Here is an 18,249-nt window from a genome sequence, read left to right as displayed (position 1 = left end):
ACGCCGCCGAACAATCTTTCAAGGACCCTTGGTCCCAGCGTTCACGCTGGGACCAAGGGTCCTTTTTGTTTTTCCCCGAAGCGCGCCCGCCATCAGGGTGCGTGAGAATGACTGCGGTACCTCAAGACAGGAGTCACGTCGATGTCCACCAACTCTCCCGACGGTCGCTCGGGCGGCGAGCCGCGTCGCGGTGGAGGCCCCCGCGGCCCGCGCGGCGGCGGTTTCGGTCGCCGTGACGACCGCGCCGGCGGCGGTTTCCGCCGTGACGACCGTGGTCCCCGTCGTGACGATGACCGTGGTGGTTTCCGCCGCGATGAGCGTCGTGACGACCGTCCGCCTTTCCGTCGTGACGACCGCCGTGACGACCGTGGCCCGCGCCGTGATGACGACCGTGGTGGCTTCCGCCGCGACGACCGCGGTCCCCGTCGTGACGACCGCGCCGGCGGCACTGGCGGCACTGGCGGCACTGGCGGCGGTTTCCGCCGCGATGACCGTGGTGGTCGTCCCGGTAGTGGCGGCTTCGGCCGTCGCGACGACGACCGTGGCGGTTTCCGTCGCGACGAGCGCCGCGATGACCGTGGCCCGCGCCGTGATGACGACCGTGGCGGTTTCCGCCGCGATGAGCGCCGCGACGACCGCCCGTCCTTCCGCCGTGACGAGCGTCGCGATGACCGCGGTCCCCGCCGTGACGACCGCGCCGGCGGCGGTTTCCGCCGTGACGACCGTGGCCCCCGTCGTGACGATGACCGTGGTGGCTTCCGCCGCGATGACCGCCGCGACGAGCGCCCGTCCTTCCGCCGTGACGACGACCGTGGCGGTTTCCGTCGCGACGACCGTCGCGATGACCGTGGCCCGCGCCGTGATGACGACCGTGGCGGTTTCCGCCGTGACGAGCGCCGCGACGACCGCCCGTCCTTCCGCCGTGACGACGAGCGCGGTGGTTTCCGCCGTGACGACCGTCGCGATGACCGTGGCCCGCGTCGCGATGACGACCGTGGTGGCTTCCGCCGCGATGAGCGTCGTGACGACCGCCCGTCCTTCCGTCGCGACGAGCGCCGCGATGACCGTGGCCCGCGTCGCGATGACGACCGTGGTGGCTTCCGCCGCGATGACCGTGGTCCCCGTCGTGACGATGACCGTGGCGGTTTCCGCCGTGACGACCGTGGCCCGCGCCGTGACGACGACCGTCGCGACGACCGTGGCCCCCGTCGTTCCTTCCGTGACGACCGCCAGGGCGGCGGCTACCGTGGCCGCGACGAGCGTTCCGGTGGCTACGGCCGTCGTGACGACCGGGACCGGGACCGTGGTGACCGCGAGCCGGTGAAGCGGCTGCCGATCCCCGAGGACGTGACCGGCGACGAGATCGACGCCGACGTGCGGCAGGAGCTGATGAGCCTGCCCAAGACGCTCGCCGAGGACGTCGCCCGCAACCTCGTCATGGTCGCCAACCTCCTCGACGAGGAGCCCGAGCAGGCGTACGCCTACTCCCGCGTGGCCCTGCGGCTCGCCTCCCGTGTCGCCGCCGTGCGCGAGGCCGCCGGCTTCGCCTCCTACGCGACCGGCCAGTACTCCGAGGCCCTCGCCGAGTTCCGTGCCGCGCGCCGCATGACCGGTTCCGTCGAGCTGTGGCCGATCATGGCCGACTGCGAGCGCGGCATGGGCCGCCCGGAGCGTGCCCTGGCCATGGCCGGTGAGCCCGAGGTCCAGAAGCTGGACAAGGCGGGTCAGGTCGAGATGCGCCTGGTCGCCGCCGGCGCCCGTAAGGACATGGGCCAGGCCGAGGCCGCCGTGGTCACGCTCCAGAGCCCCGAGCTGGCGTCGAACGCCGTCCAGCCCTGGACCGCGCGCCTGCGGTACGCCTACGCCGACGCGCTGCTCGAGGTCGGTCGTGAGACCGAGGCCCGTGAGTGGTTCGCCAAGGCTCTCGAGGCGGACCAGGGCGGCACGACCAACGCCTCCGACCGGCTCGCCGAGCTGGACGGCGTGGAGTTCACGGACGCCCTCGAGGAGGACGCCGAGACCGAGGCCAAGGCCGAGGTCGAGGTCGAGGTCAAGGACGAGGCGGCCGAGCCCGCCGAGGCCAAGGACGTCGAAGAGGCCAAGGACGCCAAGGACGAGGAGTCCGGCAGCCAGGGCTGATCACTGACGTGATCGACAAGGAGGGCGGCACCCCATCCCGGGGTGCCGCCCTCCACGCGTATCCGCTCAGTTCAGGGCCAGGCTCCGCAGCACCAGGCCCGTCGCCGGCTTGGGGCCGAACGACGTCGACTTGCGCGGCATCGTCACGCCCTGCTCGGCGAGCTCGCGCACGACGTCCTCGTGGACGGGGTGCATCAGCACGGCCGTCCCCCCGTGGCGCACGGCCTGCCGGACGACCGCCGACGTGTCGTGGATGTAGCCGATGTGCTCCGGGTCGTCCGGCACGTTCCAGATGTGCTCCAGCAGCAGTGAGTGGAGCACCGTCGCGTCCAGCTCGCGCCAGGCCCGGGGCCGGTCGGCGGGGACGGTCCGTTCGAGCAGGGCCGGGTCCGGGCGGTCCAGGAGGTGGAAGCGGCCGTCGCCGGCGAGGACGAAGGCGTTGCCCGGTCCGGCGGCGGCCTCCGCGAGGGCGCCGAGGGCGTCCTCCAGCGGGCCGTCGATCGTGCGGACGCGGAAGGCGCCGCCCAGCGCCTCCAGGGCCGTCCCGACGGGGAGCTTGTGGAGCAGCCGGTGGATGGCCCGGACACGCAGGGGGTAGCGGGCGGTGTCCACGAGGAGGACGAGGCCGAAGTCCCAGGGGCCGGGTGCGGGTTGCTCGGAGCGCAGGCGCAGGTAGGTGGCCCAGCGGTGGTGGCCGTCGGCGATGAGGGCGTGCCGGTGGGAGAGGTCCTCGTCGATGAGGGCGAGGTCCCGGGCGTCGGTGATCGACCACAGGCGGTGGGCGTAGCCGTCGTCGGTCGTGGTGGAGAACAGGGGGTCCGTGAGGATCACCCGCTCGATGACGGCCGCCGTGCTCTCGGTGCCGTCGTCGTCGCCGCGGTAGGAGAAGAGCAGGGGCTCCAGGTTGGCGGCGGTGTCGCGCATCAGCGCGGCGCGGTCCTCGATGATGTGCGGCATGACGTCCTCGTGGGGCAGGACGACGCCCTCCTCGCGCGGGGTGAGCCGCAGGGCCCCGATCAGGCCGCGCTGGAGTATGCCCTCGCCGCGCTGCTCGTAGACGTAGAGCGCGGGTTCGGGGTCGGGGGCGAGCACCCGCTCGTCCTGCCAGCGGCGCAGGGTGTCCGCGGCCTGGCGGTGGCGGTCGGCGGCGGTGGCGGCCTGGGGGAGGATGAGCCGGACGATGTTGTACGGGTCCGCGGTCTCCAGGAGGCGCAGGCCGTCGGGGCGGACGACGACGTCGTACGGCGGGGAGGTCACCGCCGCGAGACTGCCCACTCGTTCGGGAACGTAGCGCAGTCCTCGGAAGGGCGCGAGCCGGAGCCCGCGTGCTGCGGATTCGCCGGTGCCGTGGCCTGGAGTGCTCATTGTGAAATGTTATGTCCCAGGGCCGGATCGGCAATGATCCGGGAAGAGACATGCAGCACAGAGGAGCGATCACCCCATGAACGACAGTGTCCGGACCCGGCCCGACGGCAGCGAGCGGCCGCTGAGCACGGCCTATGACACGGCCCTGCTCGACCTCGACGGCGTGGTCTACGCCGGTGGTGAGGCGATCGCGCACGCCGTGGAGTCGCTCGGCACGGCGCGGGACGGCGGGATGCACCTCGCGTACGTGACGAACAACGCGGCGCGGACGCCGGGGACCGTGGCCGGGCATCTGACGGAGCTGGGCATTCCGGCGGAGCCGGGTGATGTGATCACCTCGGCGCAGGCGGTGGCGCGGCTGATGTCCGATCAGTTGCCGTCCGGGGCCCGGGTGTTGGTGATCGGCGCGGAGGGGCTGCGGGTCGCGCTGCGGGAGCGCGGGCTGGTGCCGGTGGAGTCGCTGGACGACGATCCGGCCGCGGTCGTGCAGGGGTACGGCGGGCCGGACATGCCGTGGTCGCGGCTGATGGAGGCGTCGTACGCGGTGGCGCGGGGACTGCCGTGGTTCGCCTCGAACACGGACCTGACCATTCCGAGCGCGCGCGGTATCGCGCCGGGGAACGGCTCCGCGGTGGAGGTCGTGAGGATAGCCACGGGGGCCGAGCCGCAGGTGGCGGGGAAGCCGCAGCCGCCGATGCACCGCGAGACGATTCTGCGGACCGGGGCGGAGCGGCCGCTGGTGGTCGGCGACCGGCTCGACACGGACATCGAGGGGGCGTTCGTCGGCGGTGTGGACTCGCTGCTCGTGCTGACCGGGGTGACGACGCCCGCGACGCTGCTCGCGGCGCGGCCGGAGCACCGGCCGACGTTCGTGGCGGAGGACCTGCGGGGGTTGTTGGAGCCGCAGCCCTCGGTTTCCGGCTCCGCCGGTGAGGGTTTCCGCTGTGGCGGGTGGACGGCGTCCGTCCAGGACGGTGAGCTCGCGCTCGACGGCGAGGGTGAGCGGATCGACGCGTTGCGGGCGCTGTGCGCCGCCGCGTGGACGGCGGCGGGCGAGGGCTCCTGCGCCCTCGACGCGGGGAAGGCGCTGGCGCGGCTGGGCTGGTAGCGGGGGCGGGCGGGTCCGGGCGGGGGTGAGGGGCTTCGCCCCCGTCCCCGGGCCCCAGATCCGCTCAGCCCGTGAGTTCCGCCAGGAGGTCTTCCTCCGTGGCGCCCCGGCGCCAGTAGCCGGTGAAGGTGATCGCGCGGCGGTCGATGCCGCGGTCGCCCACGAGGTGGCGGCGGAGGGCGCGGACGGTGCCGGATTCGCCGGCGATCCAGGCGTAGGGGGTGCCCGGGGGCAGGTCCGCGGCGCGGACGGCGTCCAGGGTGGGCGCCTCGCGGTGGGTGCCGCGGATCAGCCAGGTGATGTCCGCGTCGGCCTCCGTCTTGAGGTCCTGGACGTCGTCCGGGTGGCCGACCTCGATCCAGACGCGGGCCGGGGTGCCCGCCGGGAGCCAGGCGAGGATGCCCGCGACGGCGGGCAGCGCGGATTCGTCGGCGGTGAGCAGCACCCAGTCCGTGCCGGCCGGCGGCTGGAAGTCGGCGCCGCCGTTGTCCTCGGCCCCCGGGCCCAGGACGGCGACGCGGTCGCCGGGGCGGGCCGTGCGGGACCAGAGCGAGGCGGGCCCGCCCCGGTGGCCGTCGCCGTCCCCGTGCTGGACGAAGTCGACGTCCAGCTCGTCCGGGTCGTGGCGCAGCTCGCGCACGGTGTACGAGCGCATGACGGCCCGGACCGCCGGGTCCTGGCGGCGCCACTCCGCGTACCAGCCGGTGCCCAGGTCGTCCGGGAGGACGGGGGCGTCCTGGCCGGGCTGTGGCAGGAAGAGCTTGAAGCGCTGGTCGCGGCCGTCGGTGACCATGTCGCCGAGGCGGTCCCCGCCCAGGGTGACGCGGACGAGCGAGGGGCTGACCCGCTCGGTCCGTATGACGTGGAGGTCGAACCAGCGGTAGGGCGGGGTGGGGGCGGCGTCGCTCATCGCGGGGGCGGTCCTTTCCGGGGGCGGGGTCAGGAGGTCTTCTTGGCCTTCTCGACGGCCGCGGCGAGGCCCTCGAGGAGCGGCGCGCAGCCGGCGTAGGAGAAGCGGGGCTCGCTGAGCCAGGGGGTGACCTGGCCGGCCTTGACGGCGGGGAGCCGTTCCCAGGTGGGCTTGGCGGCGAGGTCCTTGGGCTGGAGGGCGGAGGTGCGGCTGTCCAGCAGGATCACGTCGGGCCGGTACTTGTCGGCGTTCTCCCAGCTGAGGCTCTCGAAGTAGCCGCCCTGGTCGGTCTTCTCGGGGACGACGAAGTCGACGCCGAGCTCGCGGAAGTACATGAGGTCGGCGTTGACGGCCGGGTTGGAGACGTAGAAGAGGTCGGCGCTGCCGGAGGCGGCCATGACCTTGACGGGGTTGCCCTTGGCGGCCTTGCGCAGGGTCTCGGCGGCCTTCTCGAAGCGGGCCTTGGCGTCGGTGACCTTGCGGTCCTTCAGGTCCGCGCCGAGGGATCCGGCGAGGGCCGCGTAGCGCTTGACGATCTCCAGCATGGGGACGCGGGAGGCGGTGAGGGCGACGCTGGGGGCGAGGGCCAGGATCTTCTTCTTGCTGTCGTCGGGCACGTACCAGAGCGCGTCCGGCTCGTACATGTTGGTGACGAGCAGGTCGGGGTTCAGCCCGGCGTACTTCTCGACGTTGAACTCGCCCCAGGCGTTGCCGAGGACGGTGAGCTTGTCGACGGCGAGGTCGCCGGCCTGGGGGTCGGGCTTGCCGTCCTTGAGCTTGGTGGGGCCGAAGACGCCGACGCATGCGACGCCGAAGTCGTGGAGGGCGGCCGCGGTGCCGGTGAAGGCGACGATGCGGCGCGGCGTCCGGTCCTTCCTGACGGTCTGTCCGCGGTCGTCCTTGAAGGTCCAGGGGCCCTTCTTGCCGGCCGCCTGTCCGCTCTCCTCACCGGAGTCCGACGATCCGCCGCCCCCGCAGGCGGTGACGAGGGCGCCGAGGCCCAGGGCGCCGCCGGCGGCCAGGAGTCCTCGGCGGGAGGGGTTCGCGATGCGGGGGGTGCTCATGGGTGGTGCTTCTCTCCGTGAGGATCAAGAGTGTGAGGGTAGGCTAACCTAACCAGGTGTTGGCTGACACTTCTCCCCAAACCGGTACCGCCCCCGAGGCCGTACCCCGCGGCAGAGGCGCCCGGCGCCTCGCCGGGCTGGTCGTCTCGACGGGCGTGCTCCTGCTGGTCGTCGTCGCGTCCCTGGCCGTCGGCGCCAAGCAGATCCCCGTCGACCAGGTCTGGCACGGGCTGTTCCACTACACCGGCGCCGACGCCGACGTGGTCGTCCGCGACGTCCGCGTCCCCCGCACCGCCCTCGGGCTGCTCGTCGGCGCCGGACTCGGCCTCGCCGGCACGGTGATGCAGGCCCTCACCCGCAACCCCCTCGCCGACCCCGGGCTGTTCGGCATCAACGCCGGGGCCGCGGCCGCCGTCGTCTCCGGCGTCAGCTTCCTCGGCGTCACCTCGCTCACCGGCTATGTGTGGTTCGCCTTCCTGGGCGCCGCCGCCGTCTCCGTCGTGGTGTACGCGCTGGGCGGCAGCCGGGGCGCCACACCCGTACGCCTCGCCCTCGCCGGCACCGCCGTGACGGCCGCGCTCAACGGCTACGTCTACGCGGTGCAGCTGATGGACACCGCCGCCCTGGACCGGATGCGCTTCTGGACCGTCGGCTCCCTGGCCTCCGCCAACGCCACCGTCGTCCGGCAGATCGCCCCCTTCGCCGTCGTCGGCATCGTGCTCGCCCTGCTCCTGGCACGGCCGCTCAACGCCATGGCCCTCGGCGACGACCAGGCCCGCGCCCTGGGCACCCGGCTGACCGCGACCCGCGTCCTCGCCCTGCTCACCGTCACCCTCCTGTGCGGCGCGGCGACCGCCGCCTGCGGGCCCGTCGTCTTCATCGGCCTGATGGTGCCGCACGTCGTCCGCTCCTTCACCGGCCCCGACCTGCGCTGGGTCCTGCCCTACGCGGCCGTCCTCGCACCCGTGCTCCTCCTCGGCTCGGACATCGCGGGCCGGATCCTCACCCGCCCCTCCGAACTCCAGGTCGGCATCGTCACCGCGCTGATCGGCGGACCCGTCTTCATCCACCTCGTACGCCGCCGGAGGATGGCCCAGCTGTGAACGTCCCCGAATCCCCGCGGCCGGTCCGCGCGCTGCGCACCCGTGGCGGTCTCTCCGTGCGCGTCGCGCCGCGCGCCGTGCTCGTCGTGGCCCTGCTGGCGGCCGCCGCGCTCGCCGCCTCTGTCGCCCTCATCGGCACCGGCGACTACCCCATGACCTTCGCCGACGTCCTCCGCACCCTCACGGGCGGCGGGACCGACGCGCAGGAGTTCATCGTCCACGACCTGCGGCTGCCGCGCGTCCTCGTCGGCCTCCTGGTCGGCACCGCCCTCGGACTGGCCGGCGCCGTCTTCCAGTCCGTCTCCCGCAACCCGCTCGGCAGCCCCGACGTGATCGGCCTCGGCCAGGGCTCCTCCGTGGGCGCGCTCACCGTCATCGTCCTCTTCCACGGCGACCCCACGGCCGTCGCCGCCGGAGCCGTCGCCGGCGGGCTGCTCTCCGGCGCCGCGATCTACGCCCTGGCCTGGCAGCGCGGCGTGCACGGCCACCGGTTCGTCCTCGTCGGCATCGCCATGTCCGCCGTCCTCGTCGCCGTCATCGGCTACCTGCTCACCAAGGCCAACCTCACCGACGCGGCCCGCGCCACCGTCTGGATGGTCGGCTCCCTCAACGGCCGTGACTGGGGCCAGGTCTGGCCCCTGCTCGGCGTCTGCGCCGTGCTCGTCCCCGCCGTCCTCGGCCACGGGCGGAGCCTGCGCATGCTGGAGATGGGTGACGACTCCGCCTACGCGCTCGGCGTGCCCGTCGAACGGACCCGGCTGGTCACCATGGGCGCCGCCGTCCTGCTCACCGCCGTCGCCACGGCCGCCGCCGGACCCATCTCCTTCGTCGCCCTCGCCGCGCCCCAGCTGGCCCGGCGCCTCACCCGCTCACCGGGCCCCAGCCTCACCGCCGCCGCCTCCACCGGCGCGGCCCTGCTGGTCGGCGCCGACTGGACCGCCCAACGCCTCTTCGGCGCCGACCAACTGCCCGTCGGCGCGCTCACCGGCATGCTCGGCGGCTGCTACCTGCTGTGGCTGCTCCACACCGAGCGCAGGGCGGGACGGGTATGAGCACGTACGCACAAGGAGAGAACCCCATGAGCCGGCTGTCCGCCGAATCCGTCACCCTCGCCTACGACGGGCGGGTCATCGCGGAGGACCTCTCCGTCGCCGTCCCCGACAACTCCTTCACCGTCATCGTCGGCCCCAACGCCTGCGGCAAGTCCACCCTGCTGCGCGCCCTGTCCCGGATGCTCAAGCCGCGGGCCGGCGCCGTCCTGCTCGACGGCGCCGCCATCGGCTCGTACCCGGCCCGCAAGGTCGCCCGTACGCTCGGCCTGCTGCCGCAGTCCTCGGTCGCGCCCGACGGCATCACCGTCGCCGACCTCGTCGCCCGCGGCCGCCACCCCCACCAGGGGCTGCTGCGGCAGTGGTCGCCCGAGGACGAGCGGATCGTCCAGGAGTCGATGGCCGCCACCGGCGTCGCCGCCCTCGCCGACCGGTACGTCGACGAACTCTCCGGCGGCCAGCGCCAGCGCGTGTGGATCGCCATGGCCCTCGCCCAGCGCACCCCGCTGCTGCTCCTCGACGAGCCGACGACCTTCCTCGACATCCAGCACCAGATCGAGATCCTCGACCTGTGCGCCGAACTCCACGAGAACCAGGGCCGGACCCTTGTGGCCGTTCTGCACGACCTCAACCACGCGGCCCGCTACGCCACCCACCTGATAGCCATGCGCGACGGGCGCGTCGTCGCCGAGGGAGCGCCCGGCGACATCGTGACGGCCGAGCTCGTGGAACGGGTCTTCGGGCTGCGCTGCCAGGTCATCGACGACCCGCAGACCGGTACCCCGCTCGTCGTGCCGGCGGCGCGGCGGGTGCCGACGGGGGCTACAGGATCGAGCGCAGCCGCAGCACGTCCCGCAGGCCCGCCTTCAGCCTGACCCGGCCACCGGCCCACGCCCGCGCGAAGTTCAGCTTTCCGTCGACCAGGGCCACCAGATCGTCCCCGGTCATCTCCAGGGCGATCTCCGCCCGCCGCTCCGGGACGCCCTCCACGGTCCGCACCTCCTTGAGGTGCCCTTCCCGGAGATGTCCCACGAAGGTGACGTCCAGGTCCGTCACATGGCAGCTGAGCGAGCGGTCGGGCGTGGCGGCGGCCCGGAGCTCGCCGCTCGCGCCCGCGAGGTGCTCCGCCAGCCGGTCGAGTGCGCCCCGGCACTCATCGATCGTCGCCATCGCCATGGACGGTACCCCAGGCGGGCGGGAACGCAGGAGTAACACCCGCGACCGGGTAGCGTCGGGTTCATGACCGACTCGACACCGCTCTCTCCGGAGCCTCTGGAGGCCCTGGAGTCCCTGGGGGATCCGGAGACTCCTGGGGCCGCCGTGCAGGCACCGGAGGCCCCGGAGCCTCAGCCGCTCGGCGTCGAGCGCGTCCCCACCGGCGACCCCGGCGTGGACGCCCACCTGGCCCGGCTCGCGGACGCCGACCACCTCGACGCGAGCGGTCACCTCGCGGTGTACGAGGATGTACACCAGGGGCTGCGCGACGCGCTCGGCGCGCTCGACCGGCCCCCGGGGCCGCCGCCCGGCCCCGCACGTCCGTACGACAACAGGAGCTGAACCGCCCGTGGCAGTGACCCGCCGCCGACTCGACGCGGAGCTGGTGCGCCGCAAGCTGGCCCGTTCCCGCGAGCACGCGAGCCAGCTGATCGCCGCCGGCCGGGTGACCGTAGGAGGGACGACGGCGACCAAGGCCGCCACCCAGGTGGAGACCGCCGCCGCCATCGTCGTCTCCCAGGACGACAGCGACCCCGACTACGTCTCGCGCGGCGGCCACAAGCTCGCCGGCGCGCTGGCGGCCTTCGTGCCGCTCGGCCTGAAGGTCGAGGGGCGCCGCGCGCTCGACGCCGGCGCCTCCACCGGCGGGTTCACCGACGTGCTGCTGCGGTCCGGTGCCGCGCACGTCGTCGCCGTCGACGTCGGTTACGGGCAGCTCGCCTGGTCCCTGCAGAGCGACGAGCGCGTCACCGTGAAGGACCGTACGAACGTACGCGAATTGACGCTGGAGCAGATCGACGACCAGCCAGTCGATCTGGTCGTCGGTGACCTGTCCTTCATTCCGCTCGGACTGGTGCTGCCCGCGCTCGTGCGCTGCTCCGCGCCCGACGCGGACCTCGTCCTCATGGTCAAGCCGCAGTTCGAGGTCGGCAAGGAACGCCTCGGCGCCGGCGGCGTGGTGCGCAGCGCCGAGCTGCGGGCCGAGGCGGTGCGCGCGGTCGCCGGGCGCGCGGCCGAGCTCGGGCTCGGCGTACTCGGGGTTACCGCGAGCCCGCTGCCCGGGCCGTCCGGCAACGTCGAGTACTTTCTGTGGCTGCGCGCCGGTGCGCCTCAACTGGACCCGGCGGATGTCGACCGTGCAGTGGCGGAGGGGCCCCGTTGACCACTTCAGAAGCACCATCCGGACGTACTGTCTTCCTGCTCGCCCACACCGGGCGCCCGGCGGCGATCCGCAGCGCCGAACTCGTCGTCCAGGGGCTGCTGCGCTGCGGCATCGGCGTGCGGGTGCTCGCCGAGGAGGCCGCGGACCTGCCGCTGCCGGCCGCGGTCGAGCGCGTCGAGGCCGGGCCGGGGTGCGGCGACGTTCTGGCGGGCTGTGAGCTGTTGGTCGTGCTCGGCGGCGATGGCACGCTGCTGCGGGGCGCGGAGTTCGCGCGCAGCTCGGGGGTGCCCATGCTGGGCGTCAACCTCGGGCGGGTCGGCTTCCTCGCGGAGGCCGAGCGCGACGACCTCGACAAGGTCGTCGACCGGGTGGTCACCTGTGCCTACGAGGTCGAGGAGCGGATGACCCTCGACGTGCTGGTCCGTACGGACGGGCGCGTCGTGCACACCGACTGGGCGCTGAACGAGGCGTCGGTGGAGAAGGCGGCGCGGGAGCGGCTGCTGGAGGTCGTGACCGAGGTGGACGGGCGGCCGGTTTCCCGTTTCGGCGGGGACGGGGTGGTGTGCGCCACGCCCACCGGGTCGACGGCCTACGCCTTCTCGGCGGGTGGGCCCGTGGTGTGGCCGGAGGTCGAGGCGCTGCTGATGGTGCCGATCAGTGCCCACGCTCTTTTCGCCAAGCCGCTGGTGACGGCGCCGGACTCGGTGCTGGCGGTGGAGGTGCAGCCGCAGACGCCGAAGGGCGTGCTGTGGTGCGACGGGCGGCGGAGTGTGGAGCTGCCGGCGGGGGCGCGGGTGGAGGTGCGGCGGGGAGCCGTGCCGGTTCGGCTGGCGCGGCTCCACCATGCCTCGTTCACGGACCGTCTGGTCGCGAAGTTCGCCCTTCCCGTGGCGGGGTGGCGGGGGGCGCCGCACTAGGCCGCCGGGCCGTACCCCCCATCCCGCGCCGCCGGGCGCGGGAGACCCCCACCGGCGGTCAGCCGGACGTCAGGCGTGCCCGCGCCTCCGCGAGAGCGGAGTCGCGGCCCGACGCCAGCTCGTCGTCCGTGAAGACCGGCGTGCGAACGTCCGGCGCGATGCCGTCCCCGTCGTACGACACCCCCGTCCGCGGGTCGCGGAACTCCTCGTTCGGCAGCCCGAACGTCCAGCCGTTGGGCAGCCGGCGTTCCATGACGTCGGAGAACGAGCCGTTCGTGTTCGCGCCGATGCGTGTGGGCCGGGAGGGGCGGCCCATGAGGGCCTGGGTCGTGGTTTCCCCCGCGCTGATCGTCAGGCGGCCGGTGAGGACGGCCAGCGGGCCGGTGTAGACCGGACCGCCGCGGTGCGGGAGCACCCGGACCGGTTCGGCCGGGGTGAACTTCCGGGGGTCCTTGGCGTCGTCGCGCGCCTGCTTCAGGTACGCCGTGTACGGCCGGTCCGTCAGCCGTTCGGCCACGTGGAGGCCGAGGCGGTCCGAGCCGCCGCCGTTGAAGCGGAGGTCGAGGACAAGGCCGCGCAGGGCCTTCGGGCCGGTGGTCCGCTCGCGGGTGAGGACGGCGTCGAGGGCGCGGTCGAGCTCGGCGCGGTCCGCCGCGAAGGTCTCGTCGTCGGTGTAGTTCAGGAAGCCGGTCAGGCGGAGGTAGCCGACGCCGTCCGGGAGCTCGGCGAAGGAGATCTTGCCCTTGCCCCATCGCTGGAGGTGGTCTTCCCCGACGCTGTGGGCGATCGACGTGTCGATGCGGCGGATCAGCTCGCCCGTCGGGAACGGGGTGTCCTCGCGGTGGCCTCCGAAACGGTCCTCCGGGCCCTCGCCCTTGACCAGGTACGTGTGGCCGTCGTGCAGCGGCTCGATCATCGCTCGCAGGATGCCGAACAGCTCCTGGTCGGTGGTCCGGTCGGTGACCATCGGCCGGTAGTGGTCGCGGACGGCCCGCCAGTCGATGTGCTTCATGGCGAAGAAGGGGTAATTCTCCGCGTACGTCTGCCAGAAGACGTCGAAGACCGCCCGGGGGTCCTTCGCCGGGCGCGGGGCGCGGCACGCGTCCGGCAGCGCGGGGAGGCGCCGCAGGACGCGGTGGCCGACGCTGCTCGCGTAGCTCAGCCGGGCCCGGCCCGGGCCGTCGGGGGCGACCGTGGCGGTGGCCTCCCCGAGCGCGGTGACCTCGCCGGGCAGGCAGCCGACGGACGTCGTCTCGTATGCGCGCAGGAGCCGGCCCCCGTTCTCGACCGAGACGACCGTGCCGTAGCCGTCCGTCCGCCACACCCCGTCGAGGGAGGCTGTGGGGCGGGCGGTCGCCGTCGGCGTGGCGGTGAGGACCACGGACGAGGCCAGGAGGGCGAGGGAAACGCTTTTGATCATGATGTAAGCCTGATGCCGCAAGGGTCCCCGTGCCCATGGGGCCGTCACCCGGAACGGTGGTGGGGTTCTCCCCCGGGGCGATCGGTGGGGGAGGCCGTCGCGAGCCGCCCCCGGAACCTCGTATGGTCGTATCCGTGTTGGAGGAGATGCGGATCCGGTCCTTGGGCGTCATTGACGACGCGGTGGTCGAGCTGTCGCCCGGTTTCACGGCGGTGACCGGCGAGACCGGTGCCGGCAAGACCATGGTCGTCACCAGCCTCGGGCTGCTGCTCGGCGGGCGCGCCGACCCCGCGCTGGTGCGGGTGGGCGCCAAGGCGGCCGTGGTCGAGGGGCGGCTCGCCGTCGGCGGCCGGTCGTCCGTGGCCGTGCGGGCCGAGGAGGCCGGCGCCGAGCTGGACGACGGGACGCTGCTCGTCAGCCGCACCCTGTCCGCCGAGGGGCGCTCCCGCGCCCACCTGGGCGGGCGGAGCGTGCCCGTCGGGCTGCTGGGCGAGCTGGCCGACGAGCTGGTGGCCGTGCACGGGCAGACCGACCAGCAGGGGCTCCTGCGGCCCGCCCGGCAGCGGCAGGCCCTCGACCGGTACGCCGGTGACGCCGTGGCCGCCCCGCTGGCCAAGTACGCCGACGCGTACCGGCGGCTGCGGGCCGTCTCCGCCGAGCTGGGCGAGATCACCGAGCGGGCGCGGGAGCGGGCCCAGGAGGCCGATCTGCTGCGGTTCGGGCTCGACGAGATCGCCGCGACGGAGCCCCTGCCCGGGGAGGACGCCGAGCTCGCCGCCGAGGCCGAGCGGCTCGGCCACGCCGAGTCCCTCGCCTCCGCCGCCACCGCCGCGCACGCCGCGCTCGCGGGCGACCCCGAGGACCCCGAGGGCGTCGACGCCGGCACTCTCGTGGCGGGCGCCCACCGGGCCCTCGCCGCCGTGCGCTCCCACGACCCGGCCCTCGCCGCCCTGGCCGACCGGCTCGCCGAGCTGGGCATCCTCCTCGCCGACGTGGCGGGCGAGCTCGCCTCGTACGCCTCCGGCCTGGACGCCGACCCCCGCCGCCTCGCCACCGTCGAGGAGCGCCGCGCCTCGCTCGCCCACCTCACCCGCAAGTACGGCGAGGACATCGCCGGGGTCCTGGCCTGGGCCCGGACGAGCGCCGCCCGGCTCGCCGAGCTCGACGGCGACGACGACCGCATCGGCGAGCTCACCGCCGAGCGCGACGCGCTCCGCGCCGAACTCGGCGGGCTCGCCCAGGAGCTGACCGACGCCCGTACCGAGGCGGCGAAGCGATTCGCCGACGCCGTCACCGCCGAGCTCGCCTCGCTCGCCATGCCGCACGCCCGGGTGACCTTCGCCATCCGGCAGAATGAGACGGCCGACCCGGAGTCGGGCGTCGAGGTCGGGGGGCGCGCCGTCGCCTACGGGCCGCACGGTGTCGACGACGTGGAACTCCTGCTCGCTCCCCACCCCGGGGCGCAGCCCCGGCCCATCGCCAAGGGCGCCTCCGGTGGTGAGCTCTCCCGGGTGATGCTCGCCGTCGAGGTCGTCTTCGCGGGCTCCGATCCCGTGCCGACGTACCTCTTCGACGAGGTCGACGCCGGTGTCGGCGGCAAGGCCGCCGTCGAGGTCGGCCGGCGGCTGGCCAAGCTGGCGCGCACCGCCCAGGTCGTGGTCGTCACCCACTTGCCGCAGGTGGCCGCGTTCGCCGACCGCCACCTCGTCGTGGAGAAGACCGTCGACGGCGCCGTCACCCGCAGCGGGGTGAAGGCCATGGAGGGCGAGGACCGCATCCGCGAGCTCTCCCGGATGCTGGCGGGCCAGGAGGACTCCCAGCTGGCCCGGGCACACGCGGAGGAACTGCTCCAGGCGGCCCGGGCGGGAAGCTGAGCACCCGGGCCGGGTAGGTTGGCACGCACCGGAACGATCTTCAGGAGCGCCATGACTGCCCGGCCCCGCGTCCTCTATGTCACCGACCTCGCCTACGAGGCCAAGGGACGGCGGTACTGCGACGAGGACATCTTCCTCACCTCCCGGCTCCGCGCGGACTTCGACATCGCGCTGTGCCACCCCGGGGACGCGCTCGCCCTCATGGACGCCTTCGACGCCGTCGTCGTCCGCAACAGCGGCCCCGTGCTCACCCACCAGGAGCAGTACGACGCCTTCCGCGCCCGCGCCCTCGAGACCGGCAAGCCCGTCCACAACCAGCTCACCGGCAAGGCCGACATGCGCGGCAAGCGGTACCTGCTCGACCTGACCGCCGCCGGGTACCCGGTCATCCCGACCGTCGACCGCGCCGAGGACCTCCACCGCCTCCCCGGAGCCGCCGGGTACGTGCTCAAGCCCAAGGCGGGCGCGGACTCCATAGGACTGCGCTTCGTCCCCCGCGTCGAGCCGGCCGACCTGACCGGCGACGTCCTCGCCCAGCCGCGTATCGACTTCCGCTACGAGGTGTCGTTCTACTTCGTCGACCACGACTTCCAGTACGCGCTGTACGCGCCCCACCCCGACCGCCGCTGGGCCCTCGAACGCTACGAGCCCACGGCCGAGGACCTGGACTTCGCCCGGCGCTTCATCGCCTGGAACGACATCGAGCACGGCATCCAGCGCGTCGACGCCTGCCGCACGCCCGAAGGCGGCCTCCTCCTCGTCGAGCTGGAGGACCTCAACCCCTACCTCTCCCTGGACCTCCTCGACGCCCCGACCCGGGACGCCTTCGTCGACCGGTTCGCCAAGTCCCTCCGCGGCCTGCTCGCGTGAAGAGGACCCTGACCACGGCTGCCGCGGTGGCCCGGGGAACGTACGAGACGCTGCGCCGCACCCGCCCCGGCGGGTACACCCTGTGGAACCGGACGAACCACGCCGGCCGCACCGTGACCCTCTGCGCCGGGCCGGCGGCCGCGCTCGGCACGGCGGTGGCCACCGCCGCCGTCCGCGCCCTGCCGGCCCGGCACCGCCTGGCCGGCGCGCTGACCGTGCTGGCGGCCGGGGCCTGCGGGGCGTACGACGACGTCGCCGGGGACGACCGGCGCGGCTTCCGCGCCCATCTGTCGGCGCTGCGCCGGGGCGAGGTCACCAGCGGCGCGGTCAAACTCCTCGGCATCGGCGCGGCGGGCCTCGCCGCCGGGGCGGCGCTCAAGGAGCGGCCCCTCGACCGGTTGCTGGCCGGAGTGGTGATCGCCGGTTCGGCCCACGCGGTCAACCTGCTGGACGTCCGCCCCGGCCGGGCCGCCGGCGCGACGCTGGCGCTCGGCGCGGGCGGGCTGCTGCGCGGCGGCCCCGGCGCCGCCCTGGCCGCCGCCCCCGTGGGCGCCGCGGCGGCCCTGCTGGCCGACGACGCGGCCGGGCGCACGATGCTGGGCGACTCCGGCGCGCACGCGCTCGGAGCGGGGCTGGGCCTGGCCGTCGTGGGGGCCAACGGCCGTGCGGGGCTGGCCCTCCACGCCGCCGTACTGGCGGCCGCGACCATCGCCGCCGACGTACGGAATCCCCAAAGCGGGTGAATCCGGGGAACTACGGGCGAGGTAGGACGGGCCGACCTCGCGCCAGTGGTGCCCCGACACCGGCGAGGGCTGGCATCCTGGCCTGAGCACCTCGCCGTACGCCCCGCCCGACGTCGACCCAGGAGCTTCCCCCGCGTGAGCAGTACACCCGTTCCCTCGCACGGGCGGCCGCCGCTGCATGCCGTTCAGGTCCTGGGCAGCGGGAGCGCGGGCAGCGGGGCGCACGTGCGGTCGCTGGCGGGCGGGCTGGTGGCCCGGGGCCTGCGGGTGACGGTGTGCGGGCCGTCGACGACGGGGGAGCGGTACGGAATCCCGGAGTCGGGGGCGGCCTTCTCCCCGCTGGACCCGGAGGCGAGCGCCCAGGCGGTGGCGGGGATCCGCGCCGCGAGCGAGGGCGCCGACGTGGTGCACGCGCACGGGCTGCGCTCCGGGACGCTCGCGGCGCTGGCCCTGCGCGGGCGGCCCACGCCGCTGGTGGTCACCTGGCACGCGCGGGCCCGCACGGAGGGGTTCCTGCTCCGGCTGATGGAGCGTCAGGCCGCGCGGGGGGCGGCCGTGCTGCTCGGCGCCACGCCCGATCTCGTCGACCGGGCCCGGCGGCGCGGCGCGCGGGACGCCCGGCTGGCCCCGGTGGCCCTCCCTGCGCCGCGCCGGGCGCCGCCGCCGACCGAGGACGACGAGTACCTGCGCTTCAAGGCCCGCGCCGAACTGGGCGCGGTGGCCCGCCCCCTGCTCGTCACCGTCGGCCGCCTGGAGCCGGACCAGGGCCACGGCCCCCTCCTGGACGCCGCCCGGCTCTGGCGGGACCTCGACCCCGAACCCCTGCTCATCATGGCGGGCGAGGGCGGCGAACGGCCCGCTCTGCAGCGGCGCATCACGGAGGAGGAACTCCCGGTGCTGCTCGTGGGGCGGCGGGACGACGTCCCCGAGCTGCTGGCGGCGGCGGACGTGGCGATCCTGCCCAGCCGCTGGGAGGGCAGCTCCCTGCTGGCGCAGGAGGCGCTGCTGGCGGGGGTGCCGCTGGTCGCCACGTCGGTGGGGGGTGTCCCTGATTTCGTCGGGGACGCGGCCGAATTGGTCCCGTATGGGGACGCGACCGCCCTCGCGGGGGCGGTCGCTCGCCTGCTGGCGGATCCGATGCGGTGTGCGCGGCTCGCGGCGGCGGGGCGGGTGCGGGCGGCGGGGTGGCCGTCGGAGGACGAGACGGTGGCGCACGTCCTCGCCGTCTACGACGAGCTCAGCGCCCGGTAGTTCCGGGCGCCCGTAGCTTTCCGGCTGCCCGCCGGTGGTTTTTCCGCGCCTTCGGCGCG

Annotated in this window: 17 protein-coding genes and 1 pseudogene; 13 read left to right on the top strand and 5 right to left on the bottom strand. The window is 74.3% G+C overall.

What is annotated here, in order from left to right; translation table 11 throughout:
* Window positions 1-141 precede the first annotated feature (141 nt).
* Together ACX9I7_RS24175 and ACX9I7_RS24170 are read left to right on the top strand one after the other, a co-directional pair.
* Window positions 142-1,299: pseudogene (locus ACX9I7_RS24175) on the top strand (hypothetical protein); the annotation flags it as partial.
* Window positions 1,300-1,329: 30 nt separating this feature from the next.
* Window positions 1,330-2,139, top strand: a complete 810-nt coding sequence (locus tag ACX9I7_RS24170) for a hypothetical protein (RefSeq protein ID WP_459388478.1) — start codon at window positions 1,330-1,332, stop codon at window positions 2,137-2,139.
* 66 nt (window positions 2,140-2,205) lie between these two features.
* Here ACX9I7_RS24170 and ACX9I7_RS24165 read toward each other — a convergent pair whose 3' ends face one another.
* Window positions 2,206-3,504, bottom strand: a complete 1,299-nt coding sequence (locus ACX9I7_RS24165) for a DUF1015 family protein (RefSeq protein ID WP_387576927.1) — start codon at window positions 3,502-3,504, stop codon at window positions 2,206-2,208.
* Between the two features lie 76 nt (window positions 3,505-3,580).
* On the opposite strand from ACX9I7_RS24165, the gene ACX9I7_RS24160 reads away from it, so the two are divergent.
* Window positions 3,581-4,612, top strand: a complete 1,032-nt coding sequence (locus tag ACX9I7_RS24160) for an HAD hydrolase-like protein (RefSeq protein WP_459388475.1) — start codon at window positions 3,581-3,583, stop codon at window positions 4,610-4,612.
* Between the two features lie 64 nt (window positions 4,613-4,676).
* Here the strand turns inward: ACX9I7_RS24160 and ACX9I7_RS24155 are convergent, their stop codons facing one another.
* On the bottom strand, window positions 4,677-5,522 hold the full coding sequence (locus ACX9I7_RS24155; protein ID WP_459388474.1) for a siderophore-interacting protein: 846 nt from the start codon (window positions 5,520-5,522) through the stop codon (window positions 4,677-4,679).
* A 29-nt stretch (window positions 5,523-5,551) separates the two neighbouring features.
* Window positions 5,552-6,586, bottom strand: coding sequence for an ABC transporter substrate-binding protein (locus ACX9I7_RS24150; protein ID WP_387576933.1), 1,035 nt, complete (start codon window positions 6,584-6,586; stop codon window positions 5,552-5,554).
* Window positions 6,587-6,645: 59 nt separating this feature from the next.
* Here ACX9I7_RS24150 and ACX9I7_RS24145 point away from each other — a divergent pair, with 59 nt between their 5' ends.
* Genes ACX9I7_RS24145 through ACX9I7_RS24135 form a run of 3 tightly spaced genes read left to right on the top strand, consistent with a single transcriptional unit; the run spans window position 6,646 to window position 9,613 of the window.
* The gene (locus ACX9I7_RS24145; protein WP_459388473.1) at window positions 6,646-7,689 is read left to right on the top strand and encodes a FecCD family ABC transporter permease; all 1,044 of its coding nucleotides are present in this window, start codon (window positions 6,646-6,648) and stop codon (window positions 7,687-7,689) included.
* On the top strand, window positions 7,686-8,741 hold the full coding sequence (locus ACX9I7_RS24140; protein WP_459388472.1) for a FecCD family ABC transporter permease: 1,056 nt from the start codon (window positions 7,686-7,688) through the stop codon (window positions 8,739-8,741). The genes ACX9I7_RS24145 and ACX9I7_RS24140 overlap by 4 nt, the downstream gene beginning before the upstream one ends.
* 26 nt (window positions 8,742-8,767) lie before the next feature.
* On the top strand, window positions 8,768-9,613 hold the full coding sequence (locus ACX9I7_RS24135) for an ABC transporter ATP-binding protein (protein ID WP_459388471.1): 846 nt from the start codon (window positions 8,768-8,770) through the stop codon (window positions 9,611-9,613).
* Here the strand turns inward: ACX9I7_RS24135 and ACX9I7_RS24130 are convergent.
* Entirely contained in the window at window positions 9,561-9,908 is a 348-nt protein-coding gene (locus ACX9I7_RS24130) for a sterol-binding protein (RefSeq protein WP_459388470.1), read from the bottom strand. The two genes, ACX9I7_RS24135 and ACX9I7_RS24130, sit on opposite strands and share 53 nt — an antisense overlap.
* Window positions 9,909-9,977: 69 nt before the next feature.
* Here ACX9I7_RS24130 and ACX9I7_RS24125 point away from each other — a divergent pair, with 69 nt between their 5' ends.
* The 3 genes from ACX9I7_RS24125 to ACX9I7_RS24115 are packed head-to-tail and all read left to right on the top strand — an operon-like array spanning window position 9,978 to window position 12,032.
* Window positions 9,978-10,295 carry a hypothetical protein gene (locus ACX9I7_RS24125; protein ID WP_459388469.1) on the top strand — a complete coding sequence of 106 codons (318 nt, stop codon included), beginning with the start codon at window positions 9,978-9,980 and terminating at the stop codon, window positions 10,293-10,295.
* 13 nt (window positions 10,296-10,308) lie between these two features.
* The gene (locus ACX9I7_RS24120) at window positions 10,309-11,115 is read left to right on the top strand and encodes a TlyA family RNA methyltransferase (protein ID WP_358622797.1); all 807 of its coding nucleotides are present in this window, start codon (window positions 10,309-10,311) and stop codon (window positions 11,113-11,115) included.
* Window positions 11,112-12,032, top strand: coding sequence for an NAD kinase (locus ACX9I7_RS24115; protein WP_189457231.1), 921 nt, complete (start codon window positions 11,112-11,114; stop codon window positions 12,030-12,032). The genes ACX9I7_RS24120 and ACX9I7_RS24115 overlap by 4 nt, the downstream gene beginning before the upstream one ends.
* Window positions 12,033-12,090: 58 nt before the next feature.
* Here the strand turns inward: ACX9I7_RS24115 and ACX9I7_RS24110 are convergent, their stop codons facing one another.
* Window positions 12,091-13,452, bottom strand: coding sequence for a S41 family peptidase (locus tag ACX9I7_RS24110; RefSeq protein ID WP_459388468.1), 1,362 nt, complete (start codon window positions 13,450-13,452; stop codon window positions 12,091-12,093).
* Between the two features lie 122 nt (window positions 13,453-13,574).
* Here ACX9I7_RS24110 and recN point away from each other — a divergent pair, with 122 nt between their 5' ends.
* The 4 genes from recN to ACX9I7_RS24090 all read left to right on the top strand — a co-directional run bounded on the left by recN (window position 13,575) and on the right by ACX9I7_RS24090 (window position 18,190).
* On the top strand, window positions 13,575-15,326 hold the full coding sequence (gene recN, locus ACX9I7_RS24105; protein ID WP_459388467.1) for a DNA repair protein RecN: 1,752 nt from the start codon (window positions 13,575-13,577) through the stop codon (window positions 15,324-15,326).
* 51 nt (window positions 15,327-15,377) lie between these two features.
* Complete coding sequence (locus ACX9I7_RS24100) at window positions 15,378-16,196, top strand: ATP-grasp domain-containing protein (protein ID WP_387576946.1); 819 nt, start codon at window positions 15,378-15,380, stop codon at window positions 16,194-16,196.
* Window positions 16,193-16,939 carry a hypothetical protein gene (locus ACX9I7_RS24095; protein ID WP_459388466.1) on the top strand — a complete coding sequence of 249 codons (747 nt, stop codon included), beginning with the start codon at window positions 16,193-16,195 and terminating at the stop codon, window positions 16,937-16,939. The genes ACX9I7_RS24100 and ACX9I7_RS24095 overlap by 4 nt, the downstream gene beginning before the upstream one ends.
* A gap of 135 nt (window positions 16,940-17,074) precedes the next feature.
* Complete coding sequence (locus ACX9I7_RS24090; RefSeq protein ID WP_358621962.1) at window positions 17,075-18,190, top strand: glycosyltransferase family 4 protein; 1,116 nt, start codon at window positions 17,075-17,077, stop codon at window positions 18,188-18,190.
* Window positions 18,191-18,249: the final 59 nt, after the last annotated feature.

This window comes from Streptomyces sp. L500 (genome assembly GCF_054551825.1).
The sequence above is the reverse complement of the archived record's forward strand: the minus strand, read 5'-3'. Positions and strand labels throughout refer to the sequence as shown.